Origin of the sequence: Noviherbaspirillum sp., assembly GCF_035654295.1 — a bacterium.
Lineage (GTDB): Bacteria > Pseudomonadota > Gammaproteobacteria > Burkholderiales > Burkholderiaceae_D > Noviherbaspirillum.
In genome coordinates this window covers 11,656-27,690 of record NZ_DASRXF010000068.1, presented here as the reverse complement: position 1 = coordinate 27,690, position 16,035 = coordinate 11,656, and the positions used below count along the sequence as shown (strand labels likewise).

The following is a 16,035-nucleotide window of genomic DNA, read 5'->3' as shown; positions in this document are numbered from 1 at the left end:
GATCTCGAACAGTTCACCGACCGGCAGCGCATCCTTCTTCGGATCGAAGTCGGAGGTGTTGGCCAGCAGGAAGCGCAGCGTGTTGCGGATACGGCGGTAGGCTTCCACCACGCGCTTGAGGATCTCGTCGGAGATCGACAGTTCGCCGGAGTAGTCGGTGGAGGCCACCCACAGGCGCAGGATTTCCGCGCCCAGCGTATCCGACACCTTCTGCGGCGCGACCACGTTGCCCTTGGACTTGGACATCTTCTTGCCTTCGCCGTCGACCACGAAGCCGTGGGTGAGCAGCGCCTTGTAGGGCGGGCGGCCGTCCGTCATCGACGAGGTCAGCAGCGAGGAGTGGAACCAGCCGCGATGCTGGTCCGAGCCTTCCAGGTAGAGGTCGGCCGGGAACTGCGATTCGTCGGCATGCGATCCGCGCAGCACGGTCTGGTGCGTGGAGCCGGAGTCGAACCACACGTCCAGCGTATCCTTGTTCTTCACGTACATCTCGGCATCGGCGCCCAGCAGGTCCTTCGGGTCGAGCGTCTGCCATGCCTCGATGCCGCTCTGTTCGACCAGCTTTGCGACGGCTTCGAGCAGTTCCGGCGTACGCGGATGCAGCTCGCCGGTTTCCTTGTGCACGAAGAAGGCCATCGGCACGCCCCACTGGCGCTGGCGCGACAGCGTCCAGTCCGGCCGGTTGGCGATCATGCCGTGCAGGCGCGCCTTGCCCCAGGACGGGAAGAAGGCGGTCGCTTCCACGCCGGCCAGCGCGGTTTCGCGCAGGCTCTTGCCGCCGTCCTTCGGCATCACGTCCATGCCGGCGAACCACTGTGAGGTCGCGCGGTAGATGATCGGCGTCTTGTGGCGCCAGCAGTGCATGTAGCTGTGGTCGAACATCACCAGCTTGAACAGCGCGCCGACTTCCTCCAGCTTGGCGCAGATCGGCTTGGATGCTTCCCAGATCGTCATGCCGCCGAAGAAGGGCAGCCAGGAGGCGTACTTGCCGTCGCCCATCACCGGCTTCAGGATTTCGTCGTCGCTCATGCCGTGCGACTTGCAGGAGACGAAGTCGTCCAGGCCGTAGGCCGGCGCGGAGTGCACGATGCCGGTACCGGTATCGAGCGTGACGTAGTTGCCGACATAAATCGGCGAGTAGCGGTCGTAACCCTTGTCCGCGTTCGCAAACGGGTGCCGGAAACGGATCATCGACAGCGCTTCGCCGCCGCAGGTGGCGATGATCTTGCCTTCCATGCCATAGCGCTGCAGGCAGGAAGCGACCAGTTCGGCGGCGAGCAGCAGCAGGATCGTCTCGCCGTTGCGCTCGGTCTGCACCAGCGCATAGCGGTGTTCCGGATGCACGTTCAGCGCCTGGTTGGCGGGAATGGTCCACGGCGTGGTGGTCCAGATCACCGCATAGCCCTTGTCCGTGGGCAGCTTGTCGAGGCCGAAGGCGTGCGCCAGCTTGTCATGTTCCGCGAAGGGGAAGCCGACGTCGATCGCCGGGTCGCGCTTGTCCTGGTATTCCACTTCCGCTTCCGCCAGCGCGGAGCCGCAGTCGAAGCACCAGTTCACCGGCTTCAGGCCGCGGTAGACGTAGCCCTTGTCGAGGATCTTGCCGAGCACGCGGATCTCGTCGGCTTCGTTCTTGAAATCCATCGTCTTGTACGGACGGTCCCAGTCGCCCAGCACGCCGAGGCGGATGAAGTCCTTCTTCTGGCGCTCGATCTGTTCGGTGGCGTAGGCGCGCGACTTGGCTTGTACCTCAGCCGTCGGCAGGTGCTTGCCGAACTGCTTCTCGATCTGGATCTCGATCGGCATGCCGTGGCAGTCCCATCCCGGGATGTACTGCGCATCGAAGCCGGCCATGTTGCGCGACTTCACGATCATGTCCTTCAGGATCTTGTTGACCGCGTGGCCGATATGAATGTCGCCATTGGCATACGGCGGGCCGTCGTGCAGGATCCACTTCGGACGTCCCTTGGACGCCTTGCGGATGCGCTGGTAGATCTTCTTTTCCTGCCATTCCTTCACCCACTTCGGTTCGCGCTTGGCGAGGTCGCCGCGCATGGGGAAGGGCGTGTCGATCAGATTGACCGGGTACTTGTTTTTTTGCTCGGACATGATGGTTTCAGTCTTGGAAATCGGGTGGATCAAACAGGTGGGAGGCGTGTCTGATCGTCAAATTCGGTCGGTTGCGGAAATCGCCTGGCCTTCGCGCGCCTTGAAGAATTCGCGCGCCTGCTGGGCATCGCGCTCGATGGCGGCGGTGAGCGTCGGGATGTCCACGTATTTTTCCTCGTCGCGCAGCTTCTTCAGGAATTCCACGCGCACCACCTTGCCGTAGCACTGCTCGTTGTAGTCGAACAGATACGTTTCGAGCAGCACGCGGCCCTCATCCTCCACCGTCGGGCGCACGCCGAGGCTGGCCACGCCGGGCAGGGGGCGGTCGGCAAGGCCGTGCACCTGCACCACGAACACGCCGGAAATGGCCGGGCGCTTGTGGGCGACGCGCAGGTTCAGGGTGGGAAATCCGATGGTGCGGCCCAGCTTCTTGCCGTGGGCGACATGGCCCGAGATGGCGTAGGGATGGCCGAGCAGCTGCGCGGCGAGCGCGAAGTCGCTGGCGGCCAGCGCGGCGCGCACCGCCGACGAGGAAATCCGCGTGCCTTCGTTCATCACGGTGGGCAGCGTCTCGACCTGGAAGCCGTATTTCTTGCCGGCTTCCATCAGGGTGGCCACATTGCCCGCCCGCCTGGAGCCGTAGCAAAAGTCTTCGCCGACCATCAGCCATTTCACGTGCAGGCCCTGCACCAGCACCTTTTCGACGAAATCCTCGGGCGACATGCCGGCGAAGTGGGCATTGAAATGCTCGACGATCACGCGGTCGACGCCGGCGTTCTCCAGCGATTGCAGCTTGTCGCGCAGGTTGGCGATGCGGGTGGGGGCTTTCGAGAGGTCGCCGGACAGCCGGGCGAAGAATTCGCGCGGATGCGGCTCGAAGGTCATGACCGCCGCTTCCACGCCCAGGCGCGTCGCGGCCTCGCGCACGCGCGCCAGCAATGCCTGGTGGCCGCGATGCACGCCGTCGAAGTTGCCGATCGTGAGCGCACATGCAGCCCGCGATGCGGCGTTGGGAAGTCCGCGAAATACCTTCATTCAGGTCGGTCTCAGGAAAACCAGTGATTATAAATGCTTTCCGGGCCTTTTCTTTGTCGCAACAGGCCGTTTTACTGTCCCAGCGGGTCCTGCCGGTAGTACAGGGAGAGCAGCCGGAATACTTCCGGATAGTCTTCGGCCAGCGGTTCGGGCAGCAGGAAAAAGGCTTCCGAGGCGACCGCGAAGAACTCCGCCGGGTGCCGGGCTGCATAGGGATCGAGCGGCAGATCGCCGAACAGTTCGTCGTACAGGGCAGCGTGTCCGGGCCGGTTGTCGTCGAAGTCCGCGGGCAGCAGGGCGTCCCGCTCTTCGACGCGGCGCAGGAAATCGTCGTAGGCCCGCGTAAACGTCCGTTTCCACTCGGCCGGTGCGATTTCCCGGTGAAACTCGCCCAGGAAGGGCGGACAGCCGTTGGCCGAGCCGCGCGCCATGTCGATCTTGTGGGTGAATTCGTGGATCACCACGTTGTAGCCGGGCGCTTCGCTCTCCTGCGCATCCTCCCAGGACAGGATGACGGCGCCGCCCGCATGCACCGCCTCGCCGGACGCCGGTTCGTGCCATTCATGCACCACCCCGGCTTCGTCCATCTCGCTCTGCGGAATCATGAAGGCGCTCGGATAGACGATGATGCCGGCCATGTCGTCGTACAGGTCCAGCGTCAGGTTGAGCACGGGCAGGGCGGCTTGCGCGGCGATCAGTACCGCCACTTCGTCGGTGAGGGTAAATCCTGCCGCGCCGGTGAATGTCTTTCTGGCAAGGATTTCTTCGCACAGGGATTTCAGGCGCGACAATTCATCCGCCGTCAGGCGGTCGAGGAAAGGCAGCCGTTCGAGGCTTTCCGCCCACAGCGCGGCGGGAATGTCGGGCTTCTTGCGGTTGAATAGTTGTTTGAGCCATTGCATACCGCACATTGTCGCGCATTGTGTGCCGGCCCGCCGCGCTAATGGTATCGCCCGAGGAAGTGGTCCAGCAGGGTGCTCACATTGCCCAGTCCGCCGGGAGGAATGTGGCCGGCCGGCGTGAGCTTGTCGACCAGGTCGGGCAGCATGTCGCTCAGCTGCCTGGCGGCTTCGCGCTCGGAAAGCCCGGTCTCGTCGGCGATTGCGCGGAGCTGGCCGTGGTCGAGCACCTGCCGCAACTGTTCCGCCGTCACCGGTACGTTCTGGCCGGTGCCGATCCATGACTGAATGACATTGCCCAGCCCGGCCTGGTTGAAGCGGTGCACGAGTCCGTGCACGCCATCGGACCGGCCGTTGTTGGCCAGGAGAGAGAGCGCCGCCTGCATCAGCTTCATGCGCGAGTCCATCATCGGCAAATGATCACCGCCGAGCATCTCGATCGCCTTGTCGAGAATTCCCATCCTGCACCTCCCTGAGCCGCCCCTGAAAGTCTCCAACATAGAAGAAAGCGGGAGGTGCCGTGAAGGAATTCGCGCTATGTTTGATCCCGATAGAATCGCGCTCAGATTTCCCCCCAGACTGCATTGAGTGCGGCCAGGGCGGCGAGGGCGGCGGTTTCGGTGCGCAGGACGCGCGGGCCGATCGAGAGCGGGAGCACGCCCTGGGCGACGGCCGCGTTTTCCTCCTGTTCGGAAAATCCCCCTTCGGGGCCGATCAGCAGTGCGACTGCCTGCGGCGGATGGTGGCGCGCCCAGTCGGATAGCGACTGCCCGGCGCGCGGCGACAACATGATGCGCGCGTGCAGGTTCTGCTGGCCGACCCAGTGGTGGAAATCCACCGGCTCAGCCACGTGCATGAGACGGTTGCGCCCGCTCTGTTCCGCCGCGGCGGCGACGATGCCGCGCCAGTGGTCCAGTTTCTTTGCGACACGCTCCGCCGACAGGCGGACCACACAGCGTTGCGCGGCGATGGGCTGGAAGGTGCCGGCGCCAAGTTCGACCGCCTTTTCAATGATCCAGTCGATCTTCGATCCTTCCGGCAATGCCTGGGCCACGGTGACCGAATAGGGGAGCTCTGCCTCGCGCGGGGAGAATGCCTTGATTTCCGCTGCCGCGCGCTTTTTCTCCACCGCGTGCAGGATGGCGGTGTACTCCCCGCCTTCGCCGTTGAACACCGTTACCGTATCCCCGGGCGCCATGCGCAGCACGTGGATATGGTGCGCGATCGTCTCCGGCAGCGTTAGCGTCGCGCCGATCGCAAGCGGAATGGGGCAATAGAAACGCGGCATGATCTAGCTACCCCTACTGCACTGCGTTTCATCAATGACAACAGCATGTGTTGCATGCAGGATAAGGAAATCGGCGGTCTGCATGGCAAAGCATGCAAGAGGCTCGGTATTCATAGGCTGGAGTTGGCAAAAGGGAATCCCCCGATTGTAATTCCGGATGGATCAGTCTGGTAAAATAACGGGCTTTGCATCCTCCGGTTCAAAGAACCGGGATCCGCTTCAAGACCCGCCTATACCAGATTTGACATGACTTCTTCTCTCCCCACCAGCAAGATGGCCAATGCGATCCGCGCACTGGCGATGGACGCCGTGCAAAAGGCAAACTCCGGCCACCCCGGCATGCCGATGGGCATGGCCGAGATCGCCGTCGCCCTGTGGGCCAAGCACTACCGCCATAACCCGGCGAACCCGCACTGGATCGACCGCGACCGCTTCATCGTTTCCAACGGCCACGGGTCCATGCTGCACTACGCGCTGCTGCACCTGACCGGCTACGACCTGCCGATGGAGGAGATCAAGAACTTCCGCCAGCTGCATTCCAAGACCGCCGGCCATCCGGAAGTGCACATCACCCCGGGCGTGGAAACCACCACCGGCCCGCTCGGCCAGGGCATCACCAATGCCGTCGGCATGGCGCTCGCCGAGCGCCTGCTGGCAGCGGAATTCAACAAGCCCGGCTTCGAGGTCGTCAACCACCACACCTATGTCTTCCTCGGCGACGGCTGCCTGATGGAAGGCATCTCGCATGAGGCCTGCTCGTTCGCCGGCGCACTGCGCCTGAACAAGCTGATCGCGCTCTACGACGACAACGGCATCTCGATCGACGGCCACGTCGAAGGCTGGTTCATCGACGACACCCCGAAGCGCTTCGAAGCCTACAACTGGAATGTGATCCGCAACGTCGACGGCCATGACGTCGCTGCCGTTGAGGCCGCCATCGCCGCCGCCAAGAAATCCGACAAGCCGACCCTGATCTGCTGCAAGACCGTGATCGGCAAGGGCAGCCCGAACAAGGCCGGCACCCACGACGTGCATGGCGCCGCGCTGGGCGACAAGGAAATCGCCGCCACCCGCGATGCGATCGGCTGGGAATATCCGCCGTTCGAGATTCCGGCCGATGTGTACGGCGCATGGGATGCCAAGGCATCCGGCCAGAAGCTGGAAGGCGAGTGGGATGCGCTGTTCAAGGCCTATGGCGAGCGCTATCCGCAGGAAGCGGGCGAGCTGCTGCGCCGCATGAAGGGCGAACTGCCGGGCAACTTCAATGAAGTGGTCGACGCCTATGTGAAGGCCTGCGTCGAGAAGAAGGAAACCATCGCCACCCGCAAGGCCAGCCAGAATGCGATCCAGGCGCTGGCGCCGGTGCTGCCGGAATTCCTGGGCGGCTCCGCCGACCTGACCGGCTCCAACCTGACCAACTGGAAAGAGTGCGTCGCGGTGCGCGCCGACAAGGCCGGCAACCACATCAACTACGGTGTGCGCGAGTTCGGCATGAGCGCGATCATGAACGGCATCACCCTGCACGGCGGCTACATCCCGTTCGGCGGCACCTTCCTCACCTTCTCCGACTACAGCCGCAATGCGATCCGCATGGCGGCGCTGATGAAGTCGCGTTCGATCTTCGTCTTCACCCACGATTCCATCGGCCTCGGCGAAGACGGCCCGACCCACCAGTCTGTCGAGCATGTGTCCAGCCTGCGCCTGATTCCGAACCTGGAAAACTGGCGTCCGTGCGACACCGTCGAATCCGCGATTGCATGGAAGCATGCCGTCGCCCGCCGTCACGGCCCGACCACGCTGATCTTCTCGCGCCAGAACCTGCCGTTCGTCGAGCGCACGCCGGAACAGATCCTGGCGATCAACCGCGGCGGCTACGTGCTGCGCGATGCGGAAGGCGCCAAGGCGATCCTCATTGCGACCGGTTCCGAGGTCGAACTGGCGCTCAAGTCCGCGGACGAGCTGGCCAAGCAGGGCATCCCGGTACGCGTCGTGTCGATGCCGAGCACCGACCTGTTCGACCGCCAGGATGCCGCCTACAAGGCGAGCGTGCTGCCCAAGGGCCTGCCGCGCGTCGCCATCGAGGCCGGCGTGACTGATTTCTGGTACAAGTACGTCGGCCTGGAAGGCGGCGTCGTGGGTATCGACACCTTCGGCGAATCGGCGCCGGCGGGTGTGCTGTTCAAGCACTTCGGCTTCACGACGGACAACGTCGTCGCCAAGGTGAAATCGGTTTTGGCTTAATTACTTCAGGAGAAAACCACATGACCATTCGCGTCGCAATCAACGGCTATGGCCGCATCGGCCGCAACATCCTTCGTTCCCACTACGAAGGCGGCAAGAAGCATGACATCCAGATCGTTGCCATCAACGACCTCGGCAATGCCCAGTCGAATGCCCACCTGACCCGCTACGACACCGCCCACGGCAAGTTCCCGGGTACCGTTGAAGTCGACGGCGAATTCATGATCGTCAACGGCGACAAGATCAAGGTGTTCGCGCAGCGCGACCCGGCCCAGATTCCCTGGGGCGAGCTGAACGTCGACGTCGTGCTCGAGTGCACCGGCTTCTTCACCACCAAGGAAAAGGCATCCGCCCACCTGAAGGGCGGCGCCAAGAAGGTCATCATCTCCGCACCGGGCGGCAAGGATGTGGACGCGACCGTGGTGTTCGGCGTGAACCAGGACGTGCTGAAGGCATCCGACACCGTCATCTCCAATGCCTCCTGCACCACCAACTGCCTGGCCCCGCTGGTCAAGCCGCTGCATGACAAGATCGGCCTGGAGAACGGCCTGATGACCACCGTGCACGCCTACACCAACGACCAGGTGCTGACCGACGTGATGCACGAAGACCTGCGCCGCGCCCGTTCCGCCACCCAGTCCATGATCCCGACCAAGACCGGAGCCGCCGCTGCAGTCGGCCTGGTGCTGCCGGAACTGAACGGCAAGCTGGACGGCTACGCGATCCGCGTGCCGACCATCAACGTCTCCATCGTCGACCTGTCCTTCGTGGCCGCCCGCGACACCACCGTCGAGGAAGTGAACCAGATCATGAAGGATGCGGCCAACGGCGCACTGAAGGGCATCCTGACCTACAACACCGAGCCGCTGGTCTCCGTGGACTTCAACCACAACCCGGCATCGAGCAACTTCGACGCGACCCTGACCAAGGTCTCCGGCCGCCTGGTGAAGGTGTCCTCCTGGTACGACAACGAGTGGGGCTTCTCCAACCGTATGCTCGACACCACCGTGGCTCTGATGAACGCCAAGTAATTACTGGCATTCGCCGTCGTTCCTGTGTAAGCAGGAATGACGGTGGCGTCAGTCGATGCACGCACGACACTGGATCCCGGCCTTCGCCGGGATGACGGGGCGAGGGGGGAGTGTGATTGAACTCAGCGACCCGCATTCGAATGCAGCAGGACAGCCTTGTCTGACCGCATGCGGGTAGAAGCGGAACCACCTCCCGCTTCCCTCACCCCGTCATCCCGGCGAAGGCCGGGATCCAGCGTCGTTAGAGTCGCGAAGAAAGACACGCGATCCCGACTTTCGTCGGGATGACGGCGGTGGAATCAACCGTAAGTGAACCGTATTGCCCCGCATGACGGGGCTTTTTTTATTCAGCTCGGCCCGGTACCCAATGTCGCTTCCCACAAGGCCCTGACGCAGGCAGCCTGCATGCCAACCCGTTCCATGTCCACCCGCGCCCGGTCGCTGCCTTGCAGGCGGATCTGGTGCTGGAGCTTGCGGAACATCCGGTAGGCGTCGGCCACCTGGACCGCGAGGCCGGCGTCGATCAGGCCGAGGTCGCCGCACAGCTTGAGCAGTGCAATGTTGCCAATATCCGCCGTGAGCTGCTGGTAGCGCGAAGAATGCAGCAGCACGAGATACTGGACGATGAACTCGATGTCGATCATCCCGCCCGCATCGTGCTTGAGGTCGAACTGCGTCGAGCGGTTGGGATGGGCTTCGTGCATCTTCCTGCGCATGGCGCGCACTTCCTCGCGCAGCTTGTTTTCGTCGCGCGGCTGGCGCAGCACCGCTTCGCGGATCGCTTCGAAACGGGCGCCGATGGCGGCGTCGCCGGCACAGAAGCGCGCGCGGGTCAGCGCCTGGTGTTCCCACACCCACGCTGAACCGGTCTGGTACTTCTCGAACGAGGACAGGCGCGACACCAGCAGGCCGCTGGCGCCGTCCGGACGCAGCGCGATGTCAATGTCGAACAGGATGCCGGCCGGCGTATGGCTGGTCATCCAGGTGATGAAGCGCTGCGCCAGCTTCGCGTACAGCGCCGGCGCTTCCTGGTCCTCGTCGTCGTACAGGAAGATGACATCCAGGTCCGATGCATAACCCAGCTCCTTGCCGCCCAGCTTGCCGTAGGCGACGACGGCGAATTTCGGCGTCTCGCGGTGGCGGTTGTGGATTGTCTTCCACACGGCATGGATGGTCGCATCGACCAGGATATCGGCGAGCGCCGAGAGATGGTCGGCCAGCCGCTCCACGGTCAGTGTGCCTTCCAGATCCTGCGCCAGCAGGCGGAACAGCTGCGCGTGGTGCAGGTCGCGCAGGACGTTCATCTGGTGCTCGGTGTCGCCGTCCGCCGCGTCGAGCTGGCGCTGCACTTCGAGGGCGAAAGCGGGCCATTCGGGCGCGGCGTTCAGGGTGCGGTCTTCGAGCAGTTCGTCGAGCAGGATGGGATGGCGCGTCAGGTACTTTGCCGCCCAGTCGCTGGCGTTCATCATCCGGATTACGCGCCCGAGCGTGTGCGGATACTCAGTCAGCAATGCGAGATAGGCGGCGCGGCGTGCGATCGCCTCGAAGAAGTCCAGCAGGCGGCCCAGGGTGGCGCTGCGTGCATCGGTGAGCGCCGCGATCTGCGGCAGGGCGGCATTGACCAGCGCCTGCAGCTTGGCACGGCTGGATTCCGGAAGGGATGAGAGCTTCGGCGATTGCCAGGTCGCGAGCAGCCGTTGCGCGGCGGCGGGCGCATCGTCGAAGCCCAGCGCGGCGAGGCCGGTCTCGATGACATCGCGGCTGTCGGCGTCCGACAGCGCCACGTGCGCCGGCGCTTCCGCGGCCTCGGGCTGCGCCTGGCCGCTGCGCTTGTCGCTGAACATCGCATCGAACTGGGAGGCGACCACCGCGCGGTGCGCGTCGAGCTCTTCCAGCATCGCTTCCACATCGGTGAAGCCCATCATCTTCGCCACGGTCAGCCGGTCGTCCGGGTTGGGCGGCAAGGTGTGGGTCTGCGCGTCGTCCAGGTATTGCAGGCGGTGTTCGAGGTTGCGCAGGAAGGTGTACGCCTCCAGCAGCTGCGCCACTTCTTCCGCGCTCAAGAGGTTTTTCTCGACCAGGGTGGCGAGCGTCCTGCGGGTCGAGCGGTCGCGCAGGGAGGCATCACGGCCGCCGCGGATCAGCTGGAACACCTGCGCCAGGAACTCCACCTCGCGGATGCCGCCGCGGCCGAGCTTGACGTTGTTTGTGCGCCCCGGATGGCGGGTCTCCTGCCGGATCACTTCGGCCCGGATCTGCGCATGCATGTTGCGCAGCGCCTCGATGGCGCCGAAATCCAGGTAGCGCCGGTAGACGAAGGGACGGACGATCTGTTCCAGGGCCGCGATGTCTTCCGGGCGGCCGGTCATTGCGCGCGCCTTGACCCAGGCATACCGTTCCCATTCGCGGCCCTGCACGATGAGGTATTCCTCCACCATGCCGAAGCTCGCGGCCAGCGGCCCCGATGCGCCGTTCGGGCGCAGCGCCATGTCGACGCGGAAGGTGAAGCCGTCCTCAGTAATCTCGGACAGTGCGCCGATCAGCTTCTTGCCGAGCCGGACAAAGAATTCGTGGTTCGACAAGGGGCGCTGCTCCGGCGAATCCGTCCGCGTCTCGCCGTTCTCCGGGTAAACGAAGATCAGGTCGATATCGGAGGAGACGTTCAGCTCCCAGCCGCCGAGCTTGCCCATGCCGAGGACGATCAGCTCCTGCGTTTCGCCCGACTCGTTGCCGATCGGCGTGCCGTGGGCGGCGATCATCTCCGCGTTGAGCGCGGCGACATGGGTCTGCACGGCGAAATCCGCGAACTCGCTGATGGTGCGCAGCACCTCGTCGAGGTCGGCCTTGCCGCCGAGGTCGCGTTCGATCAGATGACACACGACCAGGTTGCGCAAGCGGCGCATGGCCCGGACGAGGGGCATGCCGGCCTCTGTTTCTTTTTGTAAAAGCCGGGCAAAATCGGCCCGTGTCATGGATAATCCGGCAAGCTCCGCCACCATGCCCGCACGAGCCGGGTCCGCATTCAGCCAACGCGCGTAGAACCGCGATGCAATGTTACTGGTCAAATAGGATTGGGTCACAATATCAAAGGGGAGTGTGTCGATGGGGGGAGTCTTTGCGGGCGTAGGGTCGCTGGATCACGCTTGCGTTTCCACGCAGACGATATCCGTGCGAACATGATGTTTTTCGCAATATCTGTCTGACCCTATTGTACGTTGCCTACGCTGCCTACGCTGCCTGTTTTCCAATAGATGTCCATCGCCAAACTCATTCCGCACAAAATCGCCGCCGGCGCCCTCAGCGTCTGGATCGCGGTCCGGGAATGTTATCGAATCACCAATGCGGCCACCTACCGCGCGCTCGGCGGCTTGTTCAAGCTTGCCGTCCTCATCTACTTCATCTTCTGTGCCCTCGTGCTCGGACTGCGCTATGTGGTCCTGCCCAACATCGACAATTACAAGCCCGATGTGGAAAAGCTGGCCAGCAGCGCCATCGGCAACCGCGTCACGATCGCCGATATCCAGGCGTCCTGGTCCGGCCTGCACCCGCGGCTGACGCTCGACACCGTTGTCATCCATGACAAGGCCGGCCAGCCCGCGCTCACACTGCCCAGCGTCTCCGCCACGCTGTCCTGGCTGACCCTCGCCGTGGGCGAGCTGCGCCTGCAGCAGCTGGAGATCAACCGGCCCGACATGGACATCCGGCGCGACGCCGAGGGCAGGCTGTACGTGGCGGGCATCTTTGTCGATGCCGGCAAGGGCGGCGACGGCAAGGGCGCGGACTGGGTGCTGTCGCAGCGCGAGATCGTGATCCGCGACGGACGGCTGCGCTGGAACGATGAAAAGCGCGCTGCGCCCGAACTCGTTCTCGACGACGTCGATTTCCTGTTGCACAACCAGTGGCGCCACCACCGGTTTGCGCTCAGGGCCACGCCGCCCGCCGCCTTCGCCGCGCCGCTCGATATCCGCGCATCCTTCGAGCATCCGCATTTTGCCGAAACCATTTCGGACGTCACCCGCTGGAAGGGCGAGTTGTACACCGACCTGCGCGACACCGACCTGACAGCGTGGCGCGCCTATGCCGATTATCCGATCGACATGCAGCGCGGGAAGGGCTCGGTGCGCGCATGGCTCCTGTTCGATCATGCGCGGGTGGCGGACTTCACCGCCGACCTCACGCTGTCCAATGTATCGGCCCGCCTGCGCAAGGATCTCGACCAGCTCAATCTCACCGAAGTCAGCGGCCGCATCTCGGTGCGCGAAGATGTCGGCGCCGGCAGCAATAACGGCACGCCTTCCTTCGGACAGAATGGACATGCCATTTCGCTGACGGACTTCACCCTGCAGACCGACGACGGCCTGTTCCTGCCGCGCACGACGATCAGCGAGAGTTATGCGCCGGCGAAAGGCGGGCGTCCGGCAAAGACGGAAATCCGCGCCCGCCTGCTGGACCTCGAGACCATTGCCAATTTTGCCGAACGCCTGCCGCTGCCGCCGGAGCAGCGCGAGATGCTTGCCGACTTCGCACCGCGCGGCGTGCTGAAGGACTTTTCCGCGCAATGGCACGGCGCTTATCCGAATATCTCCGCCTACAGCGTGAAGGGCCAGTTCGCGGGGCTGTCGCTCAAGCCGCAGCCGGCCCGTCCGGCGCGGCCGAAGACCGCCACCGAGCCGGCGCAGGCGGCGGTGCCGGCGATCCCGGGCTTTGAAAACCTGACCGGCCGCGTCGATGCGAACGATCGTGGCGGCGCCTTCCAGCTCGCTTCCAGCAAGCTGGTGCTGCAGCTTCCCGGTTACTTCGACGAACCGGCCCTGCCTTTCCAGGCACTGAACATGCAGGCCACCTGGGCCTTCCAGGACAACGACCAGCTGCTGCTCGATGTGCAGAAGATGGACTTCGTGCACGAAGACCTGGCCGGCGCCTTCTCCGGCAAGCACCTGATGCCGCTCAACCGCAAGCAGGGCGGCGTGCAGGGAACGGTCGACATCAATGGCAAGATCAACAAGCTCGACATCCAGAAGGTCGAGCGCTACCTGCCGGTGCAGACACCGAAAACCCTGCGCGACTGGCTGACCGGCGCCCTGGGCGGCGGCACCGTCAAGGATGTGAAGCTCCGGTGGAAAGGGGAGGTGTCGCAGTTCCCCTACCATGCGCAGCAGGACCGCTCGAAAGGCGAATTCAGCATCGCCGGCAAGATCGAGAACGGTAAGCTGAATTACGCGCCGGACTTGCATGGCAAGGACGGCAAGTCGCCGATGTGGCCGGTGATCGACCAGATCAACGGCACCATCGCCTTCGACCGCGCCCGCATGGAGATCCATGCCGACAGCGCGCGCAGTTCCGGAACCACGCTTTCTCGTGTCAAGGTAGTCATTCCCGATCTCGCCGATGATGATGCGGTGCTCGACGTGGACGGCGAAGCGGCCGGGCCTTTGCAGAACTTCGTCAAGTTCACGCAGGACAGCCCGGTGGGCGAGTGGATCGGCCATTTCACCGACGAGACCAAGGCCGCCGGCAACGCGAAGTTGCAGTTGAAACTGCTGCTGCCCTTGCACCGGATGCCAGAGTCCAAGGTGCTCGGCACCCTGCATTTCACCGGCAACACGGTTACCCTGCGCAACATGCTTCCGCCGCTGTCCGGCACCAACGGCAAGCTGGAATTCAATGAAAAAGGATTCAGCATCGGCGCGATCAAGTCGAATTTCCTCGGCGGTCCTGTCACCCTGAGCGGCGGCACCCAGCGCGACGGCACGATTCTGGTGCGCGCGGACGGCAACCTGACCGCGGACGGCGTGCGCAAGCTTTATGCGACGCCGGCCACCCAGCGCCTGTCCGAACGCATCACCGGCAGCACCCGCTACACGACGCTCGTGCGCGTGCGCAACGGCCAGCCCGAAATCACGGTGGAGTCGAACCTCGCCGGAATCGCGCTGGATTTCCCGGCGCCGCTGCGCAAGGCGGCCAATGAAACCCTGCCGCTCAAGTTCGAACTGAACGGCCTGGCGAACGGCGATGCCGGCAGCCTGCGCGACGAAATGAAACTCTCGCTCGGCGCGACGATTGCGGCCCGCTACGAAAGGCAGAAGGCAAGCGACAAGGACGCCGAATGGAAAGTTGTCCGCGGCGGGATCGGCGTCAACGTACCGGTGCCGATGCCCGACAACGGCCTGATCGCGAACGTCGTCATGAAGACGCTCGACATCGATGCCTGGCGGCGTGCGCTGGCGCCGGTCACGTCCTCCGGCCGGCAGGCGGAGACGGGCAAGCAGCAGGATGCGCTCGCGCTTGCGCAGTACATCGAGCCGGAAGTGCTTGCAGCACGGGCAACGGAACTGCTCATCATGGACCGCAAGCTCGACAACGTCGTAGTCGGCGCCTCGCACCAGAAAGGCGTGTGGCAGGCCAACATCGATTCCGAGCAGGCTTCGGGCTACCTGACTTGGGTGGAATCGCGCTCCGGGCGGGGACTGGGACGCGTGTCCGCACGGCTTGCTTCGCTGGTCATTCCCAAATCCGCCGCAAGCGAAGTGACGGATCTCCTGGAAGGCCCGAGCGCGACGACCCAGATGCCGGCGGTCGATATCGTCGCCGAGAATTTCGAACTGTTCGGCAAGAAGTTCGGCCAACTGGAACTGGCCGCGCACAATGCCCGCGGCTTTGCCGGACGCGAGTGGCGTATCGACAAGCTCTCCATCACCAACGCCGATGCGGAACTGAAAGCGACCGGCAAGTGGACGGCCCGCGACGGGGAAAACCTGTCCAGCCTCGACTACACGCTCAATATCGCCGACGCCGGCAAGCTGCTCGAACGCTTCGGCTTTGCCAACGTGCTACGCGGCGGCAAGGGCAAGATGGACGGCGAGATCAACTGGAAGGGCTTGCCGTTCTCGCTGGATATTCCCAGCCTCAACGGCCAGTTCACGCTCGATCTCGCCAGCGGCCAGTTCCTGAAGGTCGACCCGGCCGCCGCCAAGCTGCTCGGCGTGCTCAGCCTGCAATCCTTGCCGCGCCGCCTCGTCCTCGACTTCCGCGACGTGTTTTCGGAAGGCTTTGCCTTCGACGGCGTGACCGCGACGGCAAGCATCAGCAACGGCGTTGCCCGGACGGACAACTTCAAGATGCGCGGCGTCGCCGCCACCGTGCTGATGGACGGCACGGCCGACATCGCCAAGGAGGCGCAGAACCTGCACGTCGTCGTCATACCCGAGATCAATGTCGGTGCCGCCTCCGTGGTGTATGGTCTGGCGGTGAACCCGGTGATCGGCGTGGGTACCTTCCTTGCCCAGCTGTTCCTGCGCGACCCGCTGATGAAGGCATTTACCTTCGAGTACCAGGTCACCGGCCCGTGGAAGGACCCGGTGGTGACCAAGCTGGTACGCCAGCCGACGAGCCCGACCGGGGAGCTTGCCAACGGTTCCAGAAACAATAGTTGAGG

At 64.0% G+C, this 16,035-nt stretch carries 9 protein-coding genes; 3 read left to right on the top strand and 6 right to left on the bottom strand.

Annotated elements, in window-relative coordinates:
- From ileS to VFF99_RS07805, 5 genes are all read right to left on the bottom strand, one after another.
- The coding region (gene ileS / locus VFF99_RS07825) for an isoleucine--tRNA ligase (RefSeq protein WP_325016614.1) at positions 1-2,106 on the bottom strand (2,106 nt) is incomplete at its 3' end.
- 57 nt (positions 2,107-2,163) lie between these two features.
- On the bottom strand, positions 2,164-3,141 hold the full coding sequence (locus VFF99_RS07820) for a bifunctional riboflavin kinase/FAD synthetase (RefSeq protein WP_325016612.1): 978 nt from the start codon (positions 3,139-3,141) through the stop codon (positions 2,164-2,166).
- A 71-nt stretch (positions 3,142-3,212) separates the two neighbouring features.
- Entirely contained in the window at positions 3,213-4,043 is an 831-nt protein-coding gene (locus VFF99_RS07815) for a M90 family metallopeptidase (protein WP_325016610.1), read from the bottom strand.
- A gap of 38 nt (positions 4,044-4,081) precedes the next feature.
- Positions 4,082-4,570, bottom strand: coding sequence for a YidB family protein (locus VFF99_RS07810; protein ID WP_414691515.1), 489 nt, complete (start codon positions 4,568-4,570; stop codon positions 4,082-4,084).
- Between the two features lie 32 nt (positions 4,571-4,602).
- Positions 4,603-5,328, bottom strand: coding sequence for a 16S rRNA (uracil(1498)-N(3))-methyltransferase (locus tag VFF99_RS07805; RefSeq protein WP_325016607.1), 726 nt, complete (start codon positions 5,326-5,328; stop codon positions 4,603-4,605).
- 246 nt (positions 5,329-5,574) lie between these two features.
- Here VFF99_RS07805 and tkt point away from each other — a divergent pair, with 246 nt between their 5' ends.
- A complete protein-coding gene (gene tkt, locus VFF99_RS07800) occupies positions 5,575-7,569 on the top strand; it encodes a transketolase (RefSeq protein WP_325016605.1) in 1,995 nt (664 codons plus the stop codon).
- 20 nt (positions 7,570-7,589) lie between these two features.
- Positions 7,590-8,600, top strand: a complete 1,011-nt coding sequence (gap, locus tag VFF99_RS07795; RefSeq protein WP_325016603.1) for a type I glyceraldehyde-3-phosphate dehydrogenase — start codon at positions 7,590-7,592, stop codon at positions 8,598-8,600.
- A gap of 347 nt (positions 8,601-8,947) precedes the next feature.
- On the opposite strand, the gene glnE is transcribed toward gap, so the two are convergent.
- Complete coding sequence (glnE, locus tag VFF99_RS07790) at positions 8,948-11,680, bottom strand: bifunctional [glutamate--ammonia ligase]-adenylyl-L-tyrosine phosphorylase/[glutamate--ammonia-ligase] adenylyltransferase (RefSeq protein ID WP_325016601.1); 2,733 nt, start codon at positions 11,678-11,680, stop codon at positions 8,948-8,950.
- A 171-nt stretch (positions 11,681-11,851) separates the two neighbouring features.
- On the opposite strand from glnE, the gene VFF99_RS07785 reads away from it, so the two are divergent.
- Positions 11,852-16,033, top strand: a complete 4,182-nt coding sequence (locus tag VFF99_RS07785) for a YhdP family protein (RefSeq protein ID WP_325016599.1) — start codon at positions 11,852-11,854, stop codon at positions 16,031-16,033.
- Positions 16,034-16,035 lie beyond the last annotated feature (2 nt).

Bases quoted from the DNA above. Each gene is read 5' to 3' on its own strand.
- VFF99_RS07820 (WP_325016612.1), bottom strand. From the start codon at position 3,141: ATGAAGGTATTTCGCGGACTTCCCAACGCCGCATCGCGGGCTGCATGT.
- VFF99_RS07815 (WP_325016610.1), bottom strand. From the start codon at position 4,043: ATGCAATGGCTCAAACAACTATTCAACCGCAAGAAGCCCGACATTCCC.
- VFF99_RS07805 (WP_325016607.1), bottom strand. From the start codon at position 5,328: ATGCCGCGTTTCTATTGCCCCATTCCGCTTGCGATCGGCGCGACGCTA.
- tkt (WP_325016605.1), top strand. From the start codon at position 5,575: ATGACTTCTTCTCTCCCCACCAGCAAGATGGCCAATGCGATCCGCGCA.
- gap (WP_325016603.1), top strand. From the start codon at position 7,590: ATGACCATTCGCGTCGCAATCAACGGCTATGGCCGCATCGGCCGCAAC.
- VFF99_RS07785 (WP_325016599.1), top strand. From the start codon at position 11,852: ATGTCCATCGCCAAACTCATTCCGCACAAAATCGCCGCCGGCGCCCTC.